The following is a 24,945-nucleotide window of genomic DNA, read 5'->3' as shown; positions in this document are numbered from 1 at the left end:
TTTGATCATGCAGCTACTACTCGGCAATCAACCAATCCATCTGCCACCCACCCTGGGTTTGCCCCAGCTTCCGGGACAACCACGGCAGCAGTTCACGCAACTCTTCCTCCAGCCCCCAAGGCGGATTGGCAATCGCCAGCCCGGAACCGTTCAGGCTGTTCGGCGTATCCAGCGGATGCACCAGCAACTCCACCCGCAACAACTTCGGCGCACCAGTACCGGCCAGGTCCTGATAGAAGCGGCGCAGGGCACGCTGATCCTTCACCGGGTACCAGATCGCCGCCACGGTCTGGCGCATCCGGCCAATCGCTTCCTTCAACGACGCGGCACAGCGCTGCATCTCGTCGAGCTTCTCGAACGGCGGATCGATCAACATCACCGCACGCTTCTCCGGCACCGGCAACAAGGCCCGCGGCACATGCCAGCCTTCACCCAGGTGCACCTTGACCCGGCGATCACCGGCCATGTTGTCCTTGAGCAGCAGGCCGTCTTCCGGGTGCTTCTCGTTGAGCAACACACGGTCCTGCGGGCGAGTCAGGCGTCGCGCCAGCTCCGGCGAGCCCGGGTAATAGCGCAACTGGCCATCCGGGTTCATCTCGTGCAGCACCTGCATGTAATCAGCGGTCAGGATCGGCAGATCCGGCTGATCCCACAAACGCGCAATGCCTTCCAGGTACTCACCGGTACGATTGGCCTGGTCACCCTGAAGGTCATACAGACCGATGCCGGCGTGGGTATCGAGATAGGCAAACGGCTGCTCCTTGCGCGACATCAGGGCGATGAGGCGGGTCAAGGTCAGGTGTTTGAACACATCGGCGTGATTGCCGGCATGGAAGGCGTGACGATAATTCATGGTTGCTCCTGCGAAGGGCGGGGAGTTTACCTTTTACCGGCCGGCAAGTCAGGGGCTGGCGGCTGAGCGGACACTTCGAGCATTCATAGCGGCAACAAGCACGCACCATCGATCGACAAATTCAGAAACGCCTCACAACAGGAAGATTCCCTAACCTGCAAACCGGCGTGATAGCGTTCTTTGTCGAAAAAAGCAAAGGACGCACAAATGACCATTCGCTACGCAAAGATTGCAATGACCCTGGCGCTCGCCGCATTCGCCTTCATGACCGTATTCAACAACATCACCGACTACAGTTCCAACTTCAACTTCGTCCGGCATGTGCTGAGCATGGATACCACCTTCCCTGACAACGCCGCCCGGTATCGCGCAATTGATCTGCCTTGGGTGTGGCATGGAGCTTACTGGCTGATCATCCTTGGCGAAGCCATTACCTGTGGACTTCTCGGCTACGGCGCACTACAGCTCTGGCGCTCGCGGTCAGCCGGTGGGCATGAGTTCAGACTGGCCAGGAAGTGGGCCGTAGCGGGTTTGACGACAGGGTTTTTCGTGTGGTTTTTCGGCTTCATGGTGGTTGGAGGTGAGTGGTTTCTGATGTGGCAATCCGACATTTGGAATGGTCAGGACGCAGCCTTCAGGTTCTACATGGCAATACTGGGTGTGCTGATCTTTCTGAATCAGCCCGATGCCGATCTTGACTGATCCCCAATGAAAAACGGCCCGCATCCATCGGATGCGTGCCGTCTTCTTCAATCAGGAAGCTAATGCCTCGCTGAAAACCTCATTTGCTCAGCATGAAGTCCTTTCCGCCGCGGCGAATCGCTGCAGCGTGCCCGCAGACAGCGCGCCCAATTTGCTGACGATGTAAATCGCCAGGCTGGCGAAGATGAAGCCCGTGATCTTTTGATCTTGTGGCGACACCTACGCCGCCGCTGTAGGCCGCCCCCGCAACCGCCGCCCAACCACATCCAGCACATCACAGCCATCGCGCAACGTAATTGCGCAGAGCAAGGCGAAATCGCTGAGGATGAAGGACTCGCACTCGATCGAACCGCGCATCGACAGGTTCTCAAGCACTTGGGTAACTGTGCGGATTCTGTAGTTGGCGGCGTCGGTGAGGATGTCGAGTGGCACGTGGGTGTCGACGAACAGAGTGGGCATATCGGTGCAGTTGCTGGTCAATGCCATGAAGCGGTTGTCGGGATGGGGGATTGGTTTTTCGTAGGGTGGGTCGGGGTGAATTGTTTTCATTTTTTAACCTCTGGTAGAAGTGGGGGCTACCATCGGCCTTCCTACAGGCTTGGGTGGCAGCCATACGCGGGGTAGGAATATCGAGACCAGAGAACTCGACCACGCCGAAGCGTGCCCGCGCACAGCCGCCGCAACAGATCTTACGGGCGCACGTTAGAGGCCGCAAATCAGGTGTCGATGCCAAGCGTGTCTCATGGTCTTAACGGGTTCCTACACCCCACCACTGAATTGTCAGTGACCACCAAAGACTATCGACGGAACTCGCGTCGTACCAGTTCATGAAAACCGCTAGGTTTTGAAGGAAACGTCCGAGGACCCTGCCCGGAAAATTCGCAGCACCCCCCAATCCATCAAAGAGATTTGAGACTGTTGCGCTCAAGCTGGGCAAGCCGTTGAAGGATAGTGTTAATCCGTAAGGCATCCTCCCAACCCGCCTGACGGGAAAGTGGCATGAAGAATGGGCACGCCAACCGGGTTGGGTGCCCATTTTTTGTGGAGGGAAGATTATTTAAATCGATCTGATCTTCATGAGGACTTTAACTATATCCAGTCAGTGGCTGCACCAACTCCACCGAGCAACAAAAGCAATCCACAAAGAATCAGCACTCCCCAGCGCCAAATGACAAGTTTGCGCTTGAGTGAAGCAGGAAGACTGTTTATGTCGTCAGCACTTAGAGTGCCATTTTTAATATAGCGATCAGGGAACGCGACAAGTGCTGCGATTCCCGCAATCAAATGCAAGTGGCCCCATGCTCCGAGACGCCGATAGTGAGATAAAGCCATGACCGCAGTACTGTTTTTCAGATGTTTTAGCATCACGTCAATCTTGGTGTAGGACAAGTAAAGTGCTAACCCCATCCAAATGAATATCGTCAGCAGGACTGCGCCACCGAAAGCGCCGAAAATCAATTTCCCCGGGGTCATTAATTCATCTCGTAAACAATGTCGCCAAATAACTCGCCAAGCCCGTTACCCACTGCGCCGCCTACTAACGATCCAGCTGTCACCACCACCACGCCACAGACCAAGGTTCCGACTCCTGCCGTGGTCACGCCGACCGCGAGGCAAATCCCACCAACTGTCTTAGCGGTTAAGGCTGTACCTATTACTGCGCCGCCTGCGATTCCACCGGCGAAACTCCCCGCCTCAGTAAATTTAACTCGCTTGCAGGCCTCGGTATTTCCCGCCGAACACACATCCTGAACTTTCAAGGCAGATGCCCCGCCACCAATAGCCGTGCCGACCCAGCCACCGTACTTGATGTATTTTGATGCTTTGGCCACCCCCTCAAGATGAGTCGCGTAACCCGGCATCTGCCCCACGCCGCCAGCTTCCGTCCAGCGATGAACCAGACTGGGAGGCGAGAGGAACAGCGCCCGATTCAAGTTGGGGTGGTCGGGGAAACCAATGCCTTTGCGCGTCAGGCTGGTCAGGTGGCTATCGAGTTGTGCCAGCAGCTTTTGCCGTTCTGCCACAAACGTCGGTGAGCTCAGGTGGCCATCGCGCAGAAATGAATGTTGATGCAACGCTTCGATTTTTTTCAGGGTTTCGCTGACGTTATCCAGATTATTTTTGAGAATACTCGCGCCGACACCTATTGCGCCCGAGCCATAGGTCAGAAAGGTCTGGATGGCATCACGGTGTTGCACCATGAAATCCGCCTCTTCCGGGCTGAGCGATGCAAGCACCTGGTTGGTCTTGGCCGCTACGTCCATGAGCAGGGCTTCTTCGCGGGTGCACTGGAAGTTATTGGGATCGCTCAGCACGATCATCGAGCCGGCCTTGACGTCGCCCAGGTTGGGATTGAGCAACTTGAATTTGCCCATCACCGCTGGGTCGCGCAGGGTGAACAGCGAGGCCTCGAGTTGTTCCCGGGTGGTGCTTTTGGGAACGACGTAAAAACCAGGCTCCTGGACCGATGTATTGAACGGTATCGGTTTCGGATTGCTCCGCGCGGTCGCGAGTGATGATGGCGATGCTACCGGGTTGCTCGTGGCTAGGGCAGACGGTTGTCTGACGGCCCGTGCGGCGTGCGGTGCAGCACTTCTGCTGGATCCATACGAGCCTGTGAAATCCGATGCGATCAGAGTCGCCTTGCAAGGGCAACCGCTGAAACTGTCCAGCGTGCCGGCCACCAATCGTCCATGACTCACCATGTAGGAAATACCGCCCTCAATCCTGTAGGTTTGGCCGTCCACGCCGCAGGTGACCGGATCGCCTTCGCGCGCATGGGCGAGGCCATACATCATGACGCGTGTATCGGCGTCCTTTACCTTGCCTCCGCACGTGGTCTTGTCACCCAAGCGGATAAAATGCCCTTCAGTCATTGATTGATCTCCCTCTCTACTGCCGCCCCAGTCATGGGCAGCGCACCACTGTTAACGATCGGTAAGCCGACTCGGGATGAGTGGCTTAACGCAAAGTACGTGGACAGAGATGAAACTCAAGATGGCCGAGAAAATCAGGAAATTTCTCACGACCAACACTGAAAAGGACCACGGATATTGGGGTACCAACGCCAGTTCCCTGGACCAGGTGTGCAAAAAAAAACGGCCCGCAACATAAAGCTGCGAGCCGTTCTTTTATCAGGGACGGGAAGAGTTCAACCCATCACTCATCACTTGTTCAGACGATAATCACTCTCTGCCGCCGCAAAACGCTGGAACATGCCGGCAGTCGGCGTGCCCATTTTGCTGACGAAGTAGATCGCCAGGCTGGCGAAGATGAAACCAGGGATGATTTCGTACAGGCCCAGCAGTTCGAAGTGTTTCCAGACGATCACGGTGATCGCGCCGACCAGGATACCGGCCAGTGCGCCGTTGCGGGTCATGTCTTTCCAGATCACGGAGATCAGCACGACTGGACCGAATGCGGCACCGAAACCGGCCCAAGCGTAGCTCACCAGACCCAGTACACGGTTTTCCGGGTTGGACGCCAGGGCGATCGCAACCAGAGCCACCAACAGCACCATGGCACGGCCGACCCACACCAGTTCAACCTGGGAAGCGGATTTACGCAGGAAGGTCTTGTAGAAGTCTTCGGTCAGGGCGCTCGAGCACACCAGCAACTGGCAGCTCAGGGTACTCATCACCGCAGCCAGGATGGCCGACAGCAGGATACCCGCGATCCATGGGTTGAACAGGATCTTGGCCAGTTCGATGAATACACGCTCGTGGTTCTCGGAGACTGCGCCAGCCATGTCCGGGTGCGCCGAGAAGTAGGCGATACCGAAGAAGCCGACAGCCACGGTGCCGCCCAGGCACAGGATCATCCAGGTCATGGAGATGCGACGGGCCTTGGCGATCGACTTAACCGAATCGGCAGCCATGAAACGCGCCAGGATGTGCGGCTGGCCGAAGTAGCCCAGACCCCAGCCCATCAGCGAGATGATGCCGATGAAAGTGGTGCCCTTGAGCATGTCGAAGTTGCTTGGATCTTGCGCTTCGATGGCCAGGAAAGTGGTGTCGACGCCGCCGGTGGCCAGCAGCACGATAACCGGCGTCAGGATCAACGCGAAGATCATCAGGGTGGCTTGTACGGTATCGGTCCAGCTTACAGCCAGGAATCCGCCGATAAAGGTGTAGGCAATCGTCGCCGCGGCACCGGCCCACAGCGCCGTCTCGTAGGACATGCCGAAGGTGCTTTCGAACAGACGGGCACCGGCCACGATGCCGGAAGCACAATAGATGGTGAAGAACACCAGGATCACGACCGCGGAGATGATCCGCAGCAGGCCGCTTTTGTCTTCGAAACGGCTGGCGAAGTAGTCCGGCAGGGTCAGTGCATCACCGTTGTGCTCGGTCTGCACACGCAGACGGCCGGCGACGAACAGCCAGTTCAGGTAGGCGCCGACGATCAGGCCGATGGCGATCCAGCTTTCAGAAAGACCGGACATGTAGATCGCGCCGGGCAAGCCCATCAACAACCAGCCGCTCATGTCGGAGGCACCGGCGGACAGTGCGGTCACAACGCTGCCCAGGCTGCGGCCGCCCAGAATGTAGTCGGAAAGGTTGTTGGTGGAGCGATAGGCCATCAAGCCGATCAGCACCATTGCTGCGATGTAGATCACGAACGTGATCAGGGTTGGATTGCTTACGCTCATTAAGTTACGCCCTGGCTTTGTTTTTATGTAGCGGCGGCTGGTGAACCGCTCGCAAACGCATACGTTTGACAGACGATCCGGATTCCCGCGCATTTATGACTGATGTTTCCCCAGGAAAGCCATCAGCCGGAGCACCCGGTTTTTTCCGGGTTGCACCTTGGGCGCGAATGCTATTCAACAAAGCAAATAAGGTGCAACCAGTTTCTCGAGAATAAGTTGCACCCAGTCGGAAATAAATTTCAAACCCGGTTTTTTGCTCCTTTTCGGAGCAAGAACGGAGGCTGACCAACCTAAAAAGCACCAAGCAGAGGCGGGACCGTGGTACCAGAATTTATTTCCTGACGAGCTGCGTAATATTCCGACAAAAAAAGGGTTGCACCCGGTTGCACCTCAACAGTCGCACGGCTAATCTTGCCGCCAGCTGATGCCACGCAGTCGTGGCAAACATGAGGATAAAAACATGGCTACCACCACCCTTGGGGTCAAACTTGACGACCCGACCCGCGAACGCCTCAAGGCCGCCGCGACCTCGATTGATCGCACGCCGCACTGGCTGATCAAGCAGGCAATCTTCAATTACCTGGAAAAACTCGAGGGTGGTGCAACCCTGTCCGAGCTGAACGGTTTGACCAAGGATTCCGACGACAGCGTCGATGCGCCTCTGGATCACGCCCACCAGTGCTTCCTCGAATTCGCCGAAAGCATCCTGCCGCAATCGGTACTGCGCGCCTCGATTACCGCCGCCTACCGTCGCCCTGAGCCGGAAGTCGTGCCGATGCTGATCGAGCAGGCTCGCCTGCCGGCACCGATGGCCGAGGCCACCAACAAACTCGCCGCCTCGATTGCTGAAAAACTGCGCAACCAGAAGAGCGCCGGCGGCCGTGCCGGCATCGTTCAGGGCCTGTTGCAGGAATTCTCCCTGTCGTCCCAGGAAGGTGTGGCGCTGATGTGCCTGGCCGAAGCGCTGCTGCGCATCCCGGACAAAGGCACCCGCGACGCCCTGATCCGCGACAAGATCAGCACCGGTAACTGGCACCCGCACCTGGGCAACAGCCCGTCGCTGTTCGTCAACGCCGCCACCTGGGGCCTGCTGCTGACCGGCAAGCTTGTGTCCACGCACAACGAAGCGGGCCTGACGTCGTCCCTGAGCCGCATCATCGGCAAGAGCGGCGAGCCGATGATCCGCAAGGGCGTCGACATGGCCATGCGCCTGATGGGCGAACAGTTCGTGACCGGCGAAACCATCGCCGAAGCCCTGGCCAACGCCAGCAAGTTCGAAGCCAAGGGCTTCCGCTATTCCTACGACATGCTGGGTGAAGCCGCACTCACCGAGCACGACGCCCAGAAATACCTGGCCTCGTACGAACAAGCCATCCACTCGATCGGCAAAGCCTCCCACGGTCGCGGGATTTATGAAGGCCCGGGCATTTCGATCAAGCTGTCCGCCCTGCACCCGCGCTACAGCCGCGCCCAGTACGAGCGCGTGATGGACGAGCTGTACCCGCGCCTGCTGTCGCTGACCCTGCTGGCCAAGCAATACGACATCGGCCTGAACATCGATGCCGAAGAAGCCGACCGCCTCGAACTGTCGCTGGATCTGCTCGAGCGCCTGTGCTTCGAGCCGCAACTGACTGGCTGGAACGGCATCGGCTTCGTGATCCAGGCTTACCAGAAGCGTTGCCCGTACGTAATCGACTACGTGATCGACCTGGCTCGCCGCAGCCGTCATCGCCTGATGATCCGCCTGGTAAAAGGCGCGTACTGGGACAGCGAAATCAAGCGCGCCCAGGTCGAAGGCCTGGAAGGCTACCCGGTCTACACCCGCAAGGTGTACACCGACGTTTCCTACATCGCTTGCGCCCGCAAGCTGCTGTCGGTACCGGAAGTCATCTACCCGCAGTTCGCCACGCACAACGCCCATACCCTGTCGGCCATTTATCACATCGCCGGTCAGAACTATTACCCGGGCCAGTATGAGTTCCAGTGCCTGCACGGCATGGGTGAACCGCTGTACGAACAGGTTGTAGGCAAAGTCTCCGAAGGCAAGCTGAACCGTCCGTGCCGCGTGTACGCTCCGGTCGGCACCCACGAAACCCTGCTGGCGTACCTGGTACGTCGTCTGCTGGAAAACGGCGCGAACACCTCGTTCGTCAACCGTATTGCCGACCAGTCGATTTCGATCCAGGAACTGGTGGCCGATCCGGTAGCCAGCATCGAGCAGATGGCGACCGTGGAAGGTGGTTTCGGCCTGCCGCACCCGCGCATTCCGCTGCCACGTGACCTGTACGGCTCCGAGCGCGCCAACTCCAGCGGCATCGACATGGCCAACGAACATCGTTTGGCGTCCCTGTCCTGCGCCCTGCTCGCCACCGCGCACAACCACTGGAAAGCGGCGCCGATGCTCGGTTGCGCCTCCAGCAGCGAAGCGCCGGCACCGGTCTTGAACCCGTCCGATCTGCGCGATGTGGTCGGCCATGTGCAGGAAGCGACCGTCGAAGACGTCGACAACGCGATCCAGTGCGCTCTCAACGCTGCGCCGATCTGGCAGGCCACCCCGCCAGCCGAACGCGCCGCGATCCTGGAACGTGCCGCCGATCTGATGGAAGCCGAGATCCAGCCGCTGATGGGCCTGCTGGCTCGCGAAGCCGGCAAGACCTTCGCCAACGCCATCGCCGAAGTGCGCGAAGCCGTGGACTTCCTGCGTTATTACGCGGTGCAGGCACGCAACGATTTCACCAATGACGCTCACCGTCCGTTGGGCCCAGTCGTATGCATCAGCCCGTGGAACTTCCCGCTGGCTATCTTCAGTGGCCAAGTGGCTGCTGCGCTGGCCGCTGGTAACCCTGTATTGGCCAAGCCTGCGGAACAGACTCCGCTGGTCGCGGCTCAGGCCGTGCGCCTGCTGCTCGAAGCCGGCATTCCGGAAGGCGTGCTGCAACTGCTGCCGGGTCGCGGTGAAACCGTCGGTGCCGGCCTGGTCGGCGACGATCGCGTCAAAGGCGTGATGTTCACCGGTTCCACCGAAGTCGCTCGCCTGCTGCAACGCAACATTGCCGGCCGCCTGGACAGCCAGGGCCGTCCGATCCCGCTGATCGCCGAAACCGGCGGCCAGAACGCAATGATCGTCGACTCCTCGGCGCTGACCGAACAAGTCGTGATCGACGTGGTTTCCTCGGCCTTCGACAGCGCCGGTCAGCGATGCTCGGCCCTGCGCGTCCTGTGCTTGCAGGAAGATTCCGCTGACCGTGTCATCGAAATGCTCAAGGGCGCGATGGCCGAAAGCCGTCTCGGCAACCCTGAGCGCCTGTCCGTGGACATCGGCCCGGTCATCGACGCCGAAGCCAAGGCTGGCATCGAGAAGCACATCCAGGCCATGCGCGACAAAGGTCGCAGCGTGTACCAGGTGGCCATCGCCGACGCTGAAGAGGTCAAACGCGGCACCTTCGTGATGCCGACCCTGATCGAACTGGAAAGCTTCGACGAGTTGCAGCGGGAGATCTTCGGCCCGGTGCTGCACGTGGTGCGCTATAAGCGCAAGGACATCGATCAACTGATCGGCCAGATCAACGCTTCCGGCTACGGCCTGACCCTGGGTGTGCACACCCGCATCGACGAGACCATCGCCAAGGTGATCGACAACGTCAACGCCGGTAACGTCTACGTCAACCGCAACATCGTCGGTGCAGTGGTCGGCGTGCAGCCATTCGGCGGCGAAGGCCTGTCGGGTACCGGCCCGAAAGCCGGTGGTCCGCTGTATCTGTACCGCCTGTTGTCGACCCGTCCTGCGGATGCGATCGAACAATCCTTCGCTCGTGGCGATGCTGCCGCAGCACCGGACGTTCGCCTGCGCGACGCCATGAGCAAACCGCTGAACGCCCTGAAAGCCTGGGCCGACAGCCACAAGCTCGCCGATCTGAGCACCCTGTGCGTACAGTTCGCCGCGCAATCGCAAAGCGGCATCACCCGCGTTCTGGCCGGCCCGACCGGCGAGCGCAACAGCTACGCGATCCTGCCACGCGAACACGTGCTGTGCCTGGCGGAAGTCGAAGGCGACCTGCTGACGCAACTGGCGGCGGTATTGGCAGTCGGTGGTTCGGCGGTATGGCCGGAAGCTGACATGACCAAGGCCTTGTTCGCACGTCTGCCGAAGGACATTCAGGCGCGCATCAAGCTGGTTTCCGACTGGAACAAGGACGAAGTGGTGATTGATGCGGTTGTGCATCACGGCCATTCCGATCAGTTGCGTGCGGTGTGCCAGCAGGTTGCCAAGCGTGCCGGTGCCATCGTTGGCGTGCAGGGCCTGTCGCAAGGCGAAACCAACATTGCGCTGGAACGCCTGGTGATCGAGCGGGCGTTGAGCGTCAACACGGCTGCGGCGGGGGGTAATGCCAGCCTGATGACGATCGGTTAAATCCGACAATCCGGGCACCTGCAACAGGTGCCCGGGTCAGCAACAATCCCTGTGGGAGCGAGCTTGCTCGCGATAGCGGCATAACAGTCGATAGTGATGTTGACTGTTATGGCCTCATCGCGAGCAAGCTCGCTCCCACAGTTGTTTTGTGGTGCCTGTTAAGGCTCTGCTCTGCCCCACCATCACGCTCATCAATCATGCTATTCAGCATAAATTCGCCAGCCTAGACTCGGCCCATTCCAATAAAAGGTAGGTCGCCATGTCCGAGACGTTGCTCAGTTCCCGCAATCTGGCTTTCGAGCTGTATGAAGTCCTCGATGCCGAGGGCCTGACCCAGCGTGAGCGTTTCGCCGAGCACAATCGCGAGACCTTCGATGCGGCCATTGGCACCGCCCGCAGCATTGCCGAGAAGTTCTTCGCCCCGCACAACCGCAAGGGCGACGAGAACGAGCCGCGCTATGAGAACGGTCAGGCGATTCTGATTCCAGAGGTGAAACCGGCGGTGGATGCCTTCCTCGAAGCCGGTTTCCTCAACGCCGCGCGTAGTTTCGACGCTGGTGGCATGCAACTGCCTACCTTGCTGTCCCAAGCCTGTTTTTCGCACTTCCAGTCCGCCAACGCGGCTTCGACCTCTTATCCGTTCCTGACCATGGGCGCGGCCAACCTGATCGAAAGCTTCGGCACTGACGAACAGAAGCAGCGCTTCCTGCAACCGATGATCGACGGGCGCTTTTTCGGCACCATGGCCCTGACCGAACCCCACGCCGGCTCGTCACTGTCGGATATTCGTACCCGCGCGGAACCTGCGTCCGACGGCACTTATCGCCTCAAGGGCAACAAGATCTTCATTTCCGGTGGCGATCACCCGCTGTCGGAAAACATCGTGCACATGGTGCTGGCCAAGCTGCCGGACGCACCAGCCGGGGTGAAGGGCATTTCGCTGTTCATTGTGCCGAAATTCCTGGTCAACGATGACGGCAGCCTCGGCAAACGCAACGACGTGCTGCTCGCCGGTCTGTTCCACAAGATGGGCTGGCGCGGCACCACCTCTACCGCGCTGAATTTCGGCGATAACGGAGAATGTGTCGGCTATCTGGTGGGCAAGCCGCACCAGGGCTTGAGCTACATGTTCCAGATGATGAACGAGGCGCGCATCGGCGTCGGCATGGGCGCGGTGATGCTTGGCTACGCGGGCTATCTGTATTCGCTGGAATACGCCCGCGAGCGGCCGCAGGGTCGCGTGCCGGACAGCAAGGACCCGAACACCGCGCCGGTGGCGATCATCAATCACGCCGACGTCAAACGCATGTTGCTGACACAAAAGGCTTACGTCGAAGGTTCGTTTGACCTCGGCCTGTACGCAGCGCGGCTGTTCGATGACACCACGACCCTTGCGACCGAAACCGAACGCAAACAGGCCCATGAACTGCTGGACCTGCTGACGCCGATCGTCAAATCCTGGCCGTCGGAGTTCTGCCTGAAGGCCAACGAACTGGCGATCCAGATCCTCGGCGGCCACGGCTACACCCGCGAATACCCGGTGGAGCAGTATTACCGCGACAACCGCCTGAACCCGATCCACGAAGGCACCCACGGTATTCAGTCACTGGACCTGCTGGGTCGCAAACTGGCGCAGAATGGCGGCGCGGGACTCAAGCAACTGATCCGCCTGATCGCCGACACTGGCGAGCGAGCACAGGCGTTTGACTCATTGACGCCGCTGCGTGAACCGCTGGAAAAACTGGTTGCTCGTTTGCAAACCGTGACCATCGGCCTGCTGACCGACCTGGCCCAAGGCAAGGTCAACAGCAGCCTGGCGAACTCGGCGTTGTACCTGAAGGTGTTTGGTCACACGGTGATTGGCTGGCGCTGGCTGGAGCAGGCGATCCGTGCCGAGGAAGGTTTGGCCAAGGGTAGTGCGGCGGATGTGAGCTTCTATAAAGGCAAGCTGCAGGCGGCGCGGTATTTCCTGACGTGGGAAGTACCGGGCTGTCACCATGAGCTGGCGATTCTTGAGGCGCGGGATGATGTTTGCCTGGGGATGCAGGATGAGTGGTTCTGATCAGGTATAGATTGGTGTAATGGCCACAAAAAAGATCGCAGCCTTCGGCAGCTCCTACAGGGTGTATATCAGATCCATGTAGGAGCTGCCGAAGGCTGCGATCTTTTGATTTTGAGCTTCTAGCTCAGCTTGAATCCCCCCATCTGCCGCGCCAGATCATCCGCCAAGCGCTGCAACGTCTGGCAATCATCCCGACAGGCCCTGACCTCCCCCGCCGTCGCCCGGGCCAGATCGGAAATGCCCTGCACGTTACGGTTGATCTCTTCTGTCACCGCCGATTGCTCTTCCGTCGCCGTCGCCACCTGATGGTTCATGTCGCTGATGCGCTCGACCTGCCCGGTAATCGCGGTCAACGAAGCCCCGGTGCGCTGGCTCGACTCAACACCCGTGCCCGTCGCCGCTTGCCCCGAATGCATCGAGGACACCGCATTCTCCGCGCCTTGCTTGAGGCTGCCGATCATCTGCTGGATCTCGTCGGTGGATGACTGTGTGCGTCGCGCCAACGTCCGCACTTCATCGGCCACCACGGCAAACCCGCGCCCCATGTCCCCGGCCCGCGCCGCTTCGATAGCGGCGTTGAGCGCCAGCAAATTGGTCTGTTCGGAAATCCCGCGAATCACCGCCAGCACCTGATCGATGGACGCCACCTGATGCGCCAACTCACCCACAGCGCTGGCCGCGATGCCGATTTCGTCAGACATGCTTTCGATATGGCGGATCGAGCCACCCACCACTTCCCGCGCCTGCATCGCCTCATCCCGAGCGGTTTGCGACGCGACTGCTGCGTTGCCGGCATTCTGCGCGATTTCCTGAACGGTCAGGCCCATTTCATGGACAGCAGTGGCGACCATGTCGGTCATTTCCTGCTGCCGACCGGAGCGTTCAGCGGTGTTATCCACAACCTTGGCCACCTGAACCACCGCCGTGCGCAGGCGTTCGCTGGTGGTCAGCACTTCACCAATCATGTCGCGCTGGCTGTCCAGGAACCGATTAAACCCACGGGCCAGGTCGCCCAGCTCATCGGCACGGCTGGAATCTAACCGGTGGGTCAAATCTCCACCACCGCTACCGATGGCAACCAGTGCCGCTGTTACCTGACGAATCGGCCGTACCAACCCACGGGCCAGCAGTACTACCAGCAACAGGCACACCAGCGCGACAGCCAGGCCGATCCCGCTGCTCATCCACATGGCGCGGCGGGCTTCGGCGTAGATCTGCGACTGTGGCACTTCGGCCACCAGGGTCCAGCCGAGATCGCGCAGCGGCAAGCTCAATGCCAGATAATCTTCGCCATCACGCTGGAAGCCACTGTTGGTGGCGGACGCTTTGGAGGTAGAGAGTTGCCCCATCACCGCTTGCGCTGCCGTAGCACCAATCTGCTCGGCCAAGGTACGTTTGCCGCTGAATTGCGCCTCGGGATGCACCTGGATCAAACCATCCGAACGCACGAGATAGACCTTGCCGCGCTCTCCGAAGCTGAAGTTGTGGATCAGCTCCGACAGCTCTTTCATGCTCAGGCCAAGACCCGCAACACCAACGATTTTGCCCGCCTGCTCCACCTTGAGATCGATGAAAAGCGCCAATTCTCCGGTCGCCGTGTCATTGTCGATATTGAGGGTGCGCGGCTGGTTGCTGTCGAGGAACGAGTAGAACCAGGCGTCTTTGGGATTGGAACGACTGAGGGTGCGGTCCAGGCCTTTTTCGCTGATGTAATGGCTGGACGCGGTGCCGATGATCAGCGCGGTAAAGGCTTTGTGCTCGGCGCGGATGCCTTCCAGGTACTGCGCGAAGCTTGCGGTTTGGGCACTGTCCTCACCCCCGGCCAACCAGTTGCGCACCATGCTGTTGCTGGCGATGTCCTTGGCGGCGGTGAGGGGTTGAACGAGGATCCGCTCGATATCGTTGCGCATCGCTTCGATGCTCGACGGCAAGGCTTGCTCGACCAGATAGCTCTGGGCGAGGCGGTTGACCACCAGGGTATAAATGCCAACCACGATCAGGATACTGACGAGCAGAGCGGTGCCCATGCTCAGGATCAACTGCCATTGAATACTGCGTCGCCAGAACTGCATGGAGCACCCCCAAAGAATAAGAGGCTGAAACACTGCAACAGCCGTGCCGATTGTATACAAGCCAACCGACAATTTATTCTTTGGTTGTGCGCAAAGCCGATCAGGCCTGATTGATCGTCTTGGAAATCACTTCAACCGTGGCGCTGACTTGCTCTTGGTAACGGTCGAGTTCGAGCTTGTGCTGCTTCTGCATTTCGATCTGCTGGGAGCACAGATTCATCGCCGCCAGCACCAGCAGTCGGTCACCGATCAGCGTCGGGTACTTCCTCTTGGTTTCGGCCAGGGCTGCCTTCAACATCATCGCGGCGTCCAGCAGGGTCTGTTCTTCCCCGGCCGGTGCCTTGATCGAATAGTCCTCCCCCAGGATCGAGACGACTTTTACCCCTGCGGCGTTGTAACTCATGCGCTGACAGGGCCTGCGCTGACGCGCTCAACCAGGGCCTGGATGCGAGCCGCCGTGGCGCCTTGCTTTTCTTCGTGCTCCATCAGGCTCAGTTGCAGGCTTTCGTTTTCATCTTTGGCCTGGGCCAGTTCCGCGGCCAGGTTCTGGTTCTGTTGCACCAGGTCGCTGACCAGTTGTTCCAATTGGCTAAGGGATGCTTCCAACATTTTGATTTTCCGGGCATTTTCAAAGGGCGCGTACGATAAAGAAAAGTCACCCTGGATGCCAGGGTTATACAGGCGCAAAGCCTTGATTTTGCTGACGAGTGACCTTTCTCGCGAACTGTAGAGACTGTGATTGCCCGATCTGGTTCCTGCACTTCGTCGCCATGGCGTTTGTGCGATACCCCTGCTGCGGATTTTCGCCCCTCACCACTTTGCCTCTCTGACCCGACAAAACAATGAAATCGAACGGACCGCCACGGCGGATAACGAAACAAATAAACATCCCCACCATTACCTCACTCAATCCAACTTCCCGCGATTCGGTACAACAGCGCCAATTCAATATAAAAAATGGCGCACTGAAGAACCCGACACTCAAGACAACCGCGACAAACCTAAATAATTGTTCACACCACCAATTAGCACAACAAAACAACCATGACACACTTCGAATAAAACCCTCGCTCGCAATGGCAACTCAGACCATGGAACAATCTACTCATCGCCGAATAGCGGATCAAACTAAAAACTATCACAACCCCCTACTTACATACCAACGAGAGCTAATTCATCATGATTGAAAATCAAAATAGCTTCACCCCCCTTACTTCTACAACTGCAGACCCTGCCCCACAGCACAGCGACACGGCAACAAGCCCCGGCATTACCTTGACACCAAACGATAGAGGCGGCGTCACCTATGGCATAATCGAATTTCTCGAAGCATCCAGAAAATCTCAACACATCGCCAATTTCGAAACAGGCAAAGACCGCATCGACATGTCAACAGCCTTGAAAAATGCCGGAGTGGGTTCACTGAACTTCAATCTTTCGGACATTTCTGAATTCAGGAATCCGGGCGATGCATTTCTGGATTACTTACCTCACAACAACCAGAGTAATATCCTCGTAAAAGGACAAAGCGCTAAATCATCAATGATGGTCATTTCAGTAAAAGGTCTCGTCCGCCTGGGAGACATCGTCGATTCTGGATGGTCCTGACACATCGTAGCAAACAATCTAACAGCACCTATCCAAAGCGAACTCAAAAAACCAGCAAAACAATCGCTTCTTTCTTGAAAAACCTATTGTACTTTGCCAATTAAACATCCCACTCAATTTAAGACTTGAGCGGAAAACTAACAGTCCCCATTCGAATGGATCTTTCATCAACACAACAGCAAGCCAATCATAGAGATAGCATCTGAGCAGGCGCCCTCAAACCTTTTTTGACAGCGACGCAATTCAACAGGTTAGAATCGCTGGCACGCAGACTGCATGGTCAGTTTGCGCCCGCCTTTCAGCTTTTTGGAGTACTGCCTTTGAATGCGACGACCATCAACAGCCTGTTCTTGATCGGCGCGTTGCTGGTAGGTGCAAGCATTCTGGTGAGCTCACTTTCGTCCCGCCTCGGCATCCCGATTCTGGTGATCATCCTGGCCGTCGGCATGGTGGCCGGTGTCGATGGCGCCGGCATTCTTTTTGATAACTACCCCACGGCTTATCTGGTCGGCAACCTCGCACTGGCAGTGATCCTGCTCGACGGTGGCTTGCGCACCAGGGTGTCGAGTTTTCGCGTGGCGTTATGGCCGGCGCTCTCTCTGGCCACGGTCGGCGTGCTGATTACCACCGGGCTGACCGGCATGGCGGCCGCATGGCTGTTCAACCTGAATCTGATCCAGGGCCTGCTGATCGGCGCCATCGTCGGCTCCACCGACGCCGCCGCGGTGTTCTCGCTATTGGGTGGCAAGGGCCTGAATGAACGGGTAACCGCCAGCCTTGAAATCGAATCCGGCAGTAACGACCCGATGGCGGTGTTCCTCACCGTCACCCTGATCGACATGCTCGCCAGCGGCCAGACCGGCCTGCACTGGAGCCTGCTGACCCACTTGCTGCGCGAGTTCGGTATCGGCGGCGTCATCGGTCTTGGTGGCGGTTGGCTGATGCTGCAATTGGTCAACCGCATCAATCTGGCCACCGGTTTGTATCCGATTCTGGTCATCGCCGGCGGGTTGGTCGTCTTTGCGCTGACCAACGCCCTGCACGGCAGCGGCTTCCTGGCGGTGTACATCTGCGGCCTCGTGATCGGCAACCGTCCGGTGCGCAGCCGCCACGGCATCCTGCACATGCTCGACGGCATGGCCTGGCTGGCGCAGATCGGCATGTTCCTGGTGCTGGGGCTGCTGGTGACGCCTCACGACCTGCTGCCTATCGCCTTGCCGGCACTGGCCCTGGCGCTGTGGATGATTCTGTTTGCCCGGCCACTGTCGGTGATGGTTGGCCTGCTGCCGTTCAAGGCATTTCATGGTCGCGAGAAGGCTTTCATTTCCTGGGTCGGCCTGCGCGGCGCGGTCCCGATCATTCTCGCGGTGTTCCCGCTGATGGCCGGCCTGCCCAACGCCCAGCTGTACTTCAACCTCGCGTTCTTTATCGTGCTGGTGTCGCTGCTGGTTCAGGGCACGAGCCTGCCATGGGTCGCCAAGCTGCTAAAGGTGACGGTGCCCCCGGAGCCGGCGCCCATCTCCCGCTCGGCCCTGGAAGTACACGTCACCAGCGAGTGGGAGCTGTTCGTCTATCGCCTCGGCGCGGAAAAATGGTGCATCGGTTCGCCCCTGCGCGAGCTGAAAATGCCCGAAGGCACCCGTATCGCCGCTTTGTTTCGTGGCCAACAATTACTCCATCCGTCGGGTAGTACGGTACTGGAAGTCGATGATTTGCTGTGTGTTATCGGCCATGAACACAACCTGCCGGCCCTCGGAAAACTCTTCAGCCAAGCGCCGCAACGGGGCCTCGATCTGCGTTTCTTCGGCGACTTCGTACTCGAAGGAGACGCCCAGCTGGCCGCGGTTGCGGCACTGTATGGCCTGAAGGTCGAAGGCATCGATCCGGACATGTCCCTGGGCCACTTCATTGCCCAGAAGGTTGGGGGCGCGCCGGTGGTGGGTGACCAGGTGGAATGGAACAACACCATTTGGACCGTGGCCGTCATGGACGGGAACAAGATCGGTAAAGTGGGCGTCAGATTCCCCGAAGGAAGTCGCCCGGGTCCCGGACTCTTCCTCTAAACTGCTTCCACTATCACTTGCTTGACCGGTCTTTATGCCTAACCTGCGCTCCATTTTCGCCATTGCCCTTTTGGGTTTGAGTCTCTCTGTCGGCACCCTTGGTTTATCGCAAGCGGCGCAAGCGGCCGAACCGCCTTCCAGCGAAGCCGTGCAAGCGAGCCTGGACAAGATTTCCGACCGCAAACTGCCGGAAGCCGATCAGAAGGCCCTGCAATCGGTCCTGCAAGGCACGCTGAACCAGCTCAACAACAAGCGCGACTACGAGCAGAAGCTGATCGCGCTCAAGCAGCAATTGAGCAGTGCGCCCAAACAGACCATCGAGAACCAGCGTGAACTGACCCGCCTCAAGGCCAGTTCCGTGGTGCCGGTGGCGCAGCGTTTCGCCAAGGAACCGATCCAGCAGCTGGAACAATTGCTCACCGAACGCTCCACCCAGCAAAGCGACCTGCAAAAGGCCCTGGCCGACGCCAACAGCCTGATCATCACCGCCCAGACTCGCCCCGAGCGCGCCCAGGCGGAGATATCCAGCAGCCAGACGCGCATTCAGCAGATCAACAACACCCTCAAGAACGGCAAAGACGCCGGCAAGACCCTGAGCCCCGAGCAGCGCGACCAGCTCAATGCCGAGCTGGCAGCGCTGAACGCCCTGATCCCGTTGCGGCGCCAGGAACTGGCCGGCAATACCCAGTTGCAAGACCTCGGCAACAGCCAGCATGACCTGTTGTCGGAGCGGTCCGACCGCCTGGATCGGGAAATCCAGGAACTGCAAACCCTGATCAACCAGAAGCGCCTGGCGTTGTCCCAGGAAACGGTCACCCAGCAATCCATCGAAGCGCAGAAGGCCGGCGGCAGCAGCCTTTTGGCCACCGAAAGCGCGGCCAACCTGAAGCTCTCGGACTACCTGCTCAAAAGCACCGACCGCCTGAACGAAGTCACCCAGCAGAACCTGCAGACCAAGCAGCAACTGGACAGCCTGACCCAGAGCGATGCGGCCCTGGACGAGCAAATCAACGTGCTCAAAGGCAGCCTGCTGCTCTCGAAGATTCTCTACAAACAGAAACAGGCGTTGCCGCGCCTGCGGCTCGACCGCAACCTGGCCGACCAGATCGCCGACATTCGCCTGTATCAGTTCGAAGTCAGCCAGCAACGGGAATTGCTGAGCAACCCGACCACCTACGTCGAAAACCTGCTGTCGACCCAACCCCCCGAGCAAGTCACGGCGCAGCTGCGCAAAAGCCTGATGGAACTGGCCACCACCCGCGCCGACCTGCTGGAGCGACTGAACCGCGAACTGAGTGCGGTGCTCAATGAATCCATCACCCTGCAACTGAACCAGAAGCAATTGCTCAGCACCGCGCAAAGCCTGCGGGCGACCCTGGATGAGCAGATGTTCTGGATTCCCAGTAACAAGCCGCTGGACCTGGAGTGGATTCACAGCGTGCCGGATCGCCTGCAGCGGCAACTCGATTCGCTGCCGGTACTGTCAAGCCTGAGCGAACTGACCGACGGCCTGACCCAGCGCCCACTGCTGTTTCTGCCACTGGCCCTGCTGATCGGCGCGTTGCTGTGGCGGCGCAAGAATCTGTACGCGCGACTGAACAAGGTTCACCAGGACATCGGTCACTTCAAGCGCGATAGCCAGTGGCACACGCCGCAGGCGATTCTGATCAACATTCTGCTGGCGATGCCGGTTTCCCTGGGCCTCGCCTTGTGCGGGCTGGCCTTGCAGATCGACGCCCGTGGACAGAACGCCAATATGGGCGCGGCGCTGCTGCAAATGGCCGGGGCCTGGCTGGTGTTCTACACCGCCTACCGGATCCTCGCGCCAGGTGGTGTGGCAGAACTGCATTTCCGTTGGGAAAAGCCCCAGGTGGAATTCCTGCGCAGATGGATCCGCCGCCTCGGTATCGTGGTGATGGCACTGGTGACCGTCGTCGCCGTTGCCGAACTGCAACCGGCGGCACTGGCCGATGACGTGCTCGGCATGCCGGTGGTGCTGATCTGCTACGCCTTGATGACCTTGCTGCTCAGCCGCCTGCTCAGCAGCAGCCCGACCCACGAAAACGCTTCGCTGTTCCGCAAACTGGTGGGGGTCCTGTTCACCGCCCTGCCCGTCGCCCTGTTCGTGGCGGTGTGCTTCGGCTACTACTACACCGCGCTGAAGCTCAGCGACCGCTTGATCAACACCCTGTACCTGCTGATGTTCTGGCTGGTGATCGAAGCCACCTTCGTGCGCGGCCTCAGTGTGGCGGCGCGGCGCCTGGCCTACCAGCGCGCCCTGGCCAAGCGGCTGGCCGCCAAAGAGGCCGGCGATGGCGAAGCGGTGATCGAAGAACCGACGATGGACATCGAGAAGGTCAACGAACAGTCCCTGCGCCTGATCCGCCTGGCACTGCTCGGCGGCTTCATGGCGGCACTGTATTGGGTCTGGGCCGACCTGATCACGGTGTTCTCGTACCTGGACAACGTCACCCTCTACGAATACACCAGCGGTACCGGCGCCAACATGAGCATGGTACCGATCAGCATCGGCGACATGCTCGGCGCGCTGATCATCATCGGCATCACCTTCGCCCTGGCACGCAACCTGCCGGGCTTGCTCGAAGTGTTCGTGCTGTCGAAGCTGAATCTTGCCCAGGGCAGCGCCTACGCCACCACCACACTGCTGTCTTATGTGATCGCCGGCGTCGGTTTCGTCTCGACGCTGTCGACCCTCGGCGTGAGCTGGGACAAGCTGCAGTGGCTGGTGGCGGCCCTGTCGGTCGGCCTCGGTTTCGGCATGCAGGAGATCTTCGCCAACTTCATTTCCGGCATCATGATCCTGTTCGAACGCCCGGTGCGGATCGGTGACACCATCACCATCGGCAACCTGTCCGGCACCGTGAGCAAGATTCGCATCCGTGCCACGACCATCACCGACTTCGACCGCAAGGACATCATCGTCCCGAACAAGACGTTCATTACCGGGCAACTGATCAACTGGTCGCTGACCGACACCATCACCCGGGTGACCCTCAAGCTCGGCGTCGACTACGGCTCGGACCTGGACCTGGTGAAAGAGCTGCTGCTCAAGGCCGCACGGGATAACCCGCGCGTGCTGAAAGACCCGGAACCCCACGTGTACTTCCTCAACTTCGGCGAAAGCACCCTCGACCACGAGTTGCGCATGCACGTGCGCGATCTCGGCGACCGCAACCCGGTGCTCGACGAGGTCAACCGCTTCATCAACCGCGAGTTCAAGAAGCAGCACATCAACATCTCGTTCCGGCAGATGGAGGTCTACCTCAAGAACCTGCACGGCCAGGAATACAAGATGGTGCCGATCGAACCGGAAGCGAAAACCATCGTGCCGATCGTCGACGGCAAGCCAGCGCAAGAACCGCCCGCCGCCAAACTCGACTAACCGGACTTTCCCCAGCAGAATGCTCGGACATTCTGCTGGAGCCGGCCCTTGAAAGCCCTCGACGAACTCACTTTCGATAACCGCTTCGACCGCCTGGGCGATGCGTTTTCCGCCCATGTGCTGCCCGAGCCCATCGATAATCCGCGCCTGGTCGTGGCCAGCCCCGCCGCCATGGCGCTGCTGGACCTCGACCCGGCCGTGGCCGAAACCCCGGAGTTCGCCGAACTGTTCAGCGGCCACAAGCTCTGGGCCGACGCAATTCCAAGGGCGATGGTCTATTCGGGGCATCAGTTCGGTTCCTACAACCCGCAACTGGGCGACGGTCGTGGCCTGTTGCTCGGCGAGGTGTACAACGAGGCTGGCGAACACTGGGACCTGCACCTAAAAGGCGCCGGCCAGACGCCGTTCTCACGCATGGGCGATGGCCGGGCGGTACTGCGTTCGTCGATCCGCGAATTCCTCGCCTCCGAAGCCCTGAACGCGCTGAATATCCCGACCACCCGCGCCCTGTGCGTGATCGGCTCCGACACCCCGGTGTGGCGCGAAAAACAGGAGCGCGCGGCCATGGTCCTGCGCCTGGCGCCGAGCCATGTGCGCTTCGGGCACTTCGAATACTTCTACTACACCAAGCGCCCCGAGCAGCAGAAAGAGCTGGGTGATCACGTGCTGGCCATGCATTTTCCGCAGTGCCTGGAACAACCGGAGCCGTACCTGGCGATGTTCCGCGAAGTGGTGGAGCGCAATGCCGAACTGATCGCCAAATGGCAGGCGTATGGCTTCTGCCACGGGGTGATGAACACCGACAACATGTCGATCCTGGGCATCACCTTCGATTTCGGCCCGTTCGCCTTCCTCGACGACTTCGACGCCAACTTCATCTGCAACCACTCCGACGACCAGGGCCGTTACTCCTTCAGCAACCAGGTGCCAGTTGGCCAGTGGAACCTCAGCGCCCTGGCCCAGGCCCTGACGCCGTTCATCAGCGTCGAAGCCCTGCGCGAAACCCTCGGCCTGTACCTGCCGCTGTTCCAGGCTCATTACCTGGACCTGATGCGCCGCCGCCTCGGCCTGGCCACCGCGGAGGATGACGACCAGAAATTGCTGGAGAACCTGCTGCAACTCATGCAAAACAGCGGCGTCGACTACAGCCTGTTTTTCCGCCGCCTGGGTGATGAAGCACCGGAACAGGCCATCACCCGCTTGCGTGATGACTTCGTCGACCTCAAGGGCTTTGATGCCTGGGGCGAACTCTACGTCGCCCGGGTGGCACGTGAAGGCACGCTTGATCAACAGCAGCGCCGCCAGCGGATGCACGCGGTCAATCCGCTGTACATCCTGCGCAACTACCTGGCGCAGAAGGCCATCGAGGCGGCGCAGAACGGCGACTACTCGGAAGTCCGCCGGCTACACGCCGTGCTGAGCAATCCGTTCGAGGAACAACCGGGGATGCAAAGCTACGCCGAGCGACCACCGGAATGGGGCAAGCACCTGGAGATCAGTTGTTCGTCGTGAGGCACTGCACGATTGAAAATCTGCAGTCCTGTCTCCAGATAAGGATCATTCGCTTTCGACTGGACGTTTTGTCATGACCGACCCACTCCTCATCCCCTGCCCCCACTGTAACGGCCTCAACCGCATTCCCGCCGAGCGCCTGAACGACCACCCGAAGTGCGGGCGCTGCAAGGCTGAAGTCCTGCTGAGCAAACCGTTTGAATTGAAACAAGGCGACTACGCCAGCCAGATCAAGGGCGATCTGCCGCTGCTGGTGGATGTGTGGGCGGACTGGTGCGGGCCGTGCAAGTCGTTTGCACCGGTGTTCGAGCAGGCGGCCGGGCAACTGGTGGGCAAGTGCCGACTGGCCAAGCTGGACAGCGAGGCGAACCAGCAGTTGTCGGCGCAATTGGGGATTCGCTCGATTCCGAGCCTGATCCTGTTCAAGAACGGCCGGGAAGTCGCCCGGCAGAGCGGGGCTTTTCCGTTACCGCAGTTGATGAGCTGGTTGCGTAGCCAGGGGATCTGAGACTGCCCGGAAAGATCGCAGCCTGCGGCAGCTCCTACAAGGACATCAGCGCCCAATCTGTAGGAGCTGCCGCAGGCTGCGATCTTTTGATCTTCAGGCGTTTTCCAGCAGGTTGTGCAACTCGACAAACTGCTGGGTCAGCTTGTGCCGCGGGTCGAGATGGATCAGTGGCGTATTGGCCTGGTGGGATTCGCGCATGCGTACCGAGCTGGCCAGGTACACCGGCAACACCGGCAGGCCTTCGGCGATCAACTCATCGAGAATCTGCTGGGGCAGGCTGGCGCGGGCCTGGAACTGGTTGACGACAATGCCTTCGACTTCCAGGCCTTCGTTATGGTCGTCCTTCAACTCTTCGATTTCCGCCATCAGGCCATACAGTGCCTGGCGTGAAAAGCTGTCGCAATCGAAGGGAATCAATACACGATCAGCGGCAATCAACGCTGAAACCGCATAGAAGTTCAGCGCGGGCGGGGTATCGAGGTAAATCCGGTCGTAGTCTTCGCTCAGCTCTTCAAGCAACTTACGCAGCTTGTTGATCTTGTGCTTGGCTTCAAGTTTTGGCTGCAAGTCCGCCAGTTCGGCGGTGGCGGTAATGACATGGAGGTTATCGAAGGGGGTTTCGTAGATGTCGACCTGATTCTTTTTGGAGAACGGCCCGGAAGACAGCGTCTGCTTGAAGAAATCGGCGATGCCCATCGGGATATCGCTACCGGTGAGCCCCGTCAGGTACTGAGTGGAGTTGGCCTGGGCATCGAGATCCACCAACAAGGTGCGAAAACCCTCGCTGGCACTGACCGCCGCCAGATTGCAGGCAATGCTGGATTTGCCAACGCCACCTTTCTGATTGAACACCACGCGCCGCATGTCAAAACCTCCGTGTATCAAAGAATGACCGAGTGTAGTGGTCCCCGGCATGGCTACGCTACCTCACCAGTGCAAGGACTACACAGTCAGTTGCCTTCTCCTGCTTGAAAGGCCCTGAACAGCCCGGCGATTCGACGCCAGAACTGACAGACGGAGTCATAATTCTGTGAATAATTACCAATCGTTCAATTTTTGCGAGCCAGTCGCTTCATCTTGCTGAGCAAAATGTAACCAGC

General features: G+C 59.3%; 18 protein-coding genes and 2 pseudogenes. 9 read left to right on the top strand and 11 right to left on the bottom strand.

Going from position 1 to position 24,945, the window contains the following annotated elements; genetic code table 11:
- Nucleotides 1-16: 16 nt before the first annotated feature.
- Nucleotides 17-853 carry a 23S rRNA (adenine(2030)-N(6))-methyltransferase RlmJ gene (locus ACMDB8_RS01760; RefSeq protein ID WP_223541749.1) on the bottom strand — a complete coding sequence of 279 codons (837 nt, stop codon included), beginning with the start codon at nucleotides 851-853 and terminating at the stop codon, nucleotides 17-19.
- A gap of 207 nt (nucleotides 854-1,060) precedes the next feature.
- Here ACMDB8_RS01760 and ACMDB8_RS01755 point away from each other — a divergent pair, with 207 nt between their 5' ends.
- Complete coding sequence (locus ACMDB8_RS01755) at nucleotides 1,061-1,555, top strand: DUF2165 family protein (protein WP_056725574.1); 495 nt, start codon at nucleotides 1,061-1,063, stop codon at nucleotides 1,553-1,555.
- Between the two features lie 87 nt (nucleotides 1,556-1,642).
- Here ACMDB8_RS01755 and ACMDB8_RS01750 read toward each other — a convergent pair.
- The 5 genes and pseudogenes from ACMDB8_RS01750 to putP form a co-directional block, all read right to left on the bottom strand.
- A pseudogene (locus ACMDB8_RS01750) lies at nucleotides 1,643-1,753 on the bottom strand (sodium:solute symporter family transporter); the annotation flags it as partial.
- 21 nt (nucleotides 1,754-1,774) lie between these two features.
- A complete protein-coding gene (locus tag ACMDB8_RS01745; RefSeq protein WP_409078557.1) occupies nucleotides 1,775-2,104 on the bottom strand; it encodes a hypothetical protein in 330 nt (109 codons plus the stop codon).
- Nucleotides 2,105-2,644: 540 nt separating this feature from the next.
- Nucleotides 2,645-3,028: a hypothetical protein gene (locus tag ACMDB8_RS01740; protein ID WP_409078556.1), complete on the bottom strand. Its 384-nt coding sequence runs from the start codon at nucleotides 3,026-3,028 to the stop codon at nucleotides 2,645-2,647.
- Nucleotides 3,028-4,431, bottom strand: a complete 1,404-nt coding sequence (locus ACMDB8_RS01735) for a PAAR domain-containing protein (RefSeq protein WP_409078555.1) — start codon at nucleotides 4,429-4,431, stop codon at nucleotides 3,028-3,030. The genes ACMDB8_RS01740 and ACMDB8_RS01735 overlap by 1 nt, the downstream gene beginning before the upstream one ends.
- 290 nt (nucleotides 4,432-4,721) lie before the next feature.
- Entirely contained in the window at nucleotides 4,722-6,206 is a 1,485-nt protein-coding gene (gene putP / locus ACMDB8_RS01730) for a sodium/proline symporter PutP (protein ID WP_150726630.1), read from the bottom strand.
- Nucleotides 6,207-6,666: 460 nt separating this feature from the next.
- Here putP and putA point away from each other — a divergent pair, with 460 nt between their 5' ends.
- Together putA and ACMDB8_RS01720 are read left to right on the top strand one after the other, a co-directional pair.
- Nucleotides 6,667-10,617: a trifunctional transcriptional regulator/proline dehydrogenase/L-glutamate gamma-semialdehyde dehydrogenase gene (gene putA, locus ACMDB8_RS01725; RefSeq protein ID WP_056725582.1), complete on the top strand. Its 3,951-nt coding sequence runs from the start codon at nucleotides 6,667-6,669 to the stop codon at nucleotides 10,615-10,617.
- 259 nt (nucleotides 10,618-10,876) lie between these two features.
- Nucleotides 10,877-12,679, top strand: a complete 1,803-nt coding sequence (locus ACMDB8_RS01720; protein WP_409078554.1) for an acyl-CoA dehydrogenase — start codon at nucleotides 10,877-10,879, stop codon at nucleotides 12,677-12,679.
- 119 nt (nucleotides 12,680-12,798) lie between these two features.
- Here the strand turns inward: ACMDB8_RS01720 and ACMDB8_RS01715 are convergent, their stop codons facing one another.
- From ACMDB8_RS01715 to ACMDB8_RS01700, 4 genes and pseudogenes are all read right to left on the bottom strand, one after another.
- Nucleotides 12,799-13,530: a methyl-accepting chemotaxis protein gene (locus ACMDB8_RS01715; RefSeq protein WP_409078613.1), complete on the bottom strand. Its 732-nt coding sequence runs from the start codon at nucleotides 13,528-13,530 to the stop codon at nucleotides 12,799-12,801.
- A 132-nt stretch (nucleotides 13,531-13,662) separates the two neighbouring features.
- Nucleotides 13,663-14,706, bottom strand: a pseudogene (locus tag ACMDB8_RS01710) (HAMP domain-containing protein); the annotation flags it as partial.
- Nucleotides 14,707-14,851: 145 nt separating this feature from the next.
- Complete coding sequence (locus ACMDB8_RS01705) at nucleotides 14,852-15,154, bottom strand: cell division protein ZapA (protein ID WP_007981180.1); 303 nt, start codon at nucleotides 15,152-15,154, stop codon at nucleotides 14,852-14,854.
- Nucleotides 15,151-15,360 carry a hypothetical protein gene (locus tag ACMDB8_RS01700; RefSeq protein ID WP_056725587.1) on the bottom strand — a complete coding sequence of 70 codons (210 nt, stop codon included), beginning with the start codon at nucleotides 15,358-15,360 and terminating at the stop codon, nucleotides 15,151-15,153. Before ACMDB8_RS01700 ends, ACMDB8_RS01705 begins: the two co-directional genes overlap by 4 nt.
- 130 nt (nucleotides 15,361-15,490) lie before the next feature.
- Here ACMDB8_RS01700 and ACMDB8_RS01695 point away from each other — a divergent pair, with 130 nt between their 5' ends.
- The 6 genes from ACMDB8_RS01695 (at nucleotide 15,491) to trxC (ending at nucleotide 23,845) form a co-directional block, all read left to right on the top strand.
- The gene (locus ACMDB8_RS01695; RefSeq protein WP_409078553.1) at nucleotides 15,491-15,760 is read left to right on the top strand and encodes a hypothetical protein; all 270 of its coding nucleotides are present in this window, start codon (nucleotides 15,491-15,493) and stop codon (nucleotides 15,758-15,760) included.
- Nucleotides 15,761-15,930: 170 nt separating this feature from the next.
- Nucleotides 15,931-16,359 carry a hypothetical protein gene (locus ACMDB8_RS01690; protein ID WP_409078552.1) on the top strand — a complete coding sequence of 143 codons (429 nt, stop codon included), beginning with the start codon at nucleotides 15,931-15,933 and terminating at the stop codon, nucleotides 16,357-16,359.
- Nucleotides 16,360-16,679: 320 nt separating this feature from the next.
- Nucleotides 16,680-18,422 (top strand): potassium/proton antiporter, encoded by a 1,743-nt coding sequence (locus tag ACMDB8_RS01685; RefSeq protein ID WP_056725589.1) that lies wholly within the window; start codon nucleotides 16,680-16,682, stop codon nucleotides 18,420-18,422.
- Nucleotides 18,423-18,456: 34 nt separating this feature from the next.
- Nucleotides 18,457-21,825 carry a mechanosensitive channel MscK gene (gene mscK, locus ACMDB8_RS01680; protein ID WP_056725591.1) on the top strand — a complete coding sequence of 1,123 codons (3,369 nt, stop codon included), beginning with the start codon at nucleotides 18,457-18,459 and terminating at the stop codon, nucleotides 21,823-21,825.
- A 48-nt stretch (nucleotides 21,826-21,873) separates the two neighbouring features.
- Nucleotides 21,874-23,337: a protein adenylyltransferase SelO gene (selO, locus tag ACMDB8_RS01675; protein WP_056725593.1), complete on the top strand. Its 1,464-nt coding sequence runs from the start codon at nucleotides 21,874-21,876 to the stop codon at nucleotides 23,335-23,337.
- Between the two features lie 73 nt (nucleotides 23,338-23,410).
- Complete coding sequence (trxC, locus tag ACMDB8_RS01670) at nucleotides 23,411-23,845, top strand: thioredoxin TrxC (protein WP_223541753.1); 435 nt, start codon at nucleotides 23,411-23,413, stop codon at nucleotides 23,843-23,845.
- 93 nt (nucleotides 23,846-23,938) lie between these two features.
- Here trxC and ACMDB8_RS01665 read toward each other — a convergent pair whose 3' ends face one another.
- Nucleotides 23,939-24,709 (bottom strand): ParA family protein, encoded by a 771-nt coding sequence (locus ACMDB8_RS01665; protein ID WP_015093167.1) that lies wholly within the window; start codon nucleotides 24,707-24,709, stop codon nucleotides 23,939-23,941.
- Between the last annotated feature and the right edge of the window lie 236 nt (nucleotides 24,710-24,945).

The sequence above is a fragment of the Pseudomonas monachiensis genome, assembly GCF_047345015.1.
GTDB lineage: Bacteria > Pseudomonadota > Gammaproteobacteria > Pseudomonadales > Pseudomonadaceae > Aquipseudomonas > Aquipseudomonas monachiensis.
The sequence above is the reverse complement of the archived record's forward strand: the minus strand, read 5'-3'. Positions and strand labels throughout refer to the sequence as shown.

Excerpts from the sequence above, each read along its gene's own strand:
- ACMDB8_RS01705 (WP_007981180.1), bottom strand. The coding sequence starts at position 15,154 with ATGAGTTACAACGCCGCAGGGGTAAAAGTCGTCTCGATCCTGGGGGAG.
- ACMDB8_RS01735 (WP_409078555.1), bottom strand. The coding sequence starts at position 4,431 with ATGACTGAAGGGCATTTTATCCGCTTGGGTGACAAGACCACGTGCGGA.
- ACMDB8_RS01760 (WP_223541749.1), bottom strand. The coding sequence starts at position 853 with ATGAATTATCGTCACGCCTTCCATGCCGGCAATCACGCCGATGTGTTC.
- ACMDB8_RS01665 (WP_015093167.1), bottom strand. The coding sequence starts at position 24,709 with ATGCGGCGCGTGGTGTTCAATCAGAAAGGTGGCGTTGGCAAATCCAGC.
- ACMDB8_RS01715 (WP_409078613.1), bottom strand. The coding sequence starts at position 13,530 with ATGGTCGCCACTGCTGTCCATGAAATGGGCCTGACCGTTCAGGAAATC.
- putP (WP_150726630.1), bottom strand. The coding sequence starts at position 6,206 with ATGAGCGTAAGCAATCCAACCCTGATCACGTTCGTGATCTACATCGCA.
- mscK (WP_056725591.1), top strand. The coding sequence starts at position 18,457 with ATGCCTAACCTGCGCTCCATTTTCGCCATTGCCCTTTTGGGTTTGAGT.
- trxC (WP_223541753.1), top strand. The coding sequence starts at position 23,411 with ATGACCGACCCACTCCTCATCCCCTGCCCCCACTGTAACGGCCTCAAC.
- ACMDB8_RS01745 (WP_409078557.1), bottom strand. The coding sequence starts at position 2,104 with ATGAAAACAATTCACCCCGACCCACCCTACGAAAAACCAATCCCCCAT.
- ACMDB8_RS01720 (WP_409078554.1), top strand. The coding sequence starts at position 10,877 with ATGTCCGAGACGTTGCTCAGTTCCCGCAATCTGGCTTTCGAGCTGTAT.
- ACMDB8_RS01690 (WP_409078552.1), top strand. The coding sequence starts at position 15,931 with ATGATTGAAAATCAAAATAGCTTCACCCCCCTTACTTCTACAACTGCA.
- putA (WP_056725582.1), top strand. The coding sequence starts at position 6,667 with ATGGCTACCACCACCCTTGGGGTCAAACTTGACGACCCGACCCGCGAA.
- ACMDB8_RS01700 (WP_056725587.1), bottom strand. The coding sequence starts at position 15,360 with ATGTTGGAAGCATCCCTTAGCCAATTGGAACAACTGGTCAGCGACCTG.
- ACMDB8_RS01740 (WP_409078556.1), bottom strand. The coding sequence starts at position 3,028 with ATGACCCCGGGGAAATTGATTTTCGGCGCTTTCGGTGGCGCAGTCCTG.
- ACMDB8_RS01755 (WP_056725574.1), top strand. The coding sequence starts at position 1,061 with ATGACCATTCGCTACGCAAAGATTGCAATGACCCTGGCGCTCGCCGCA.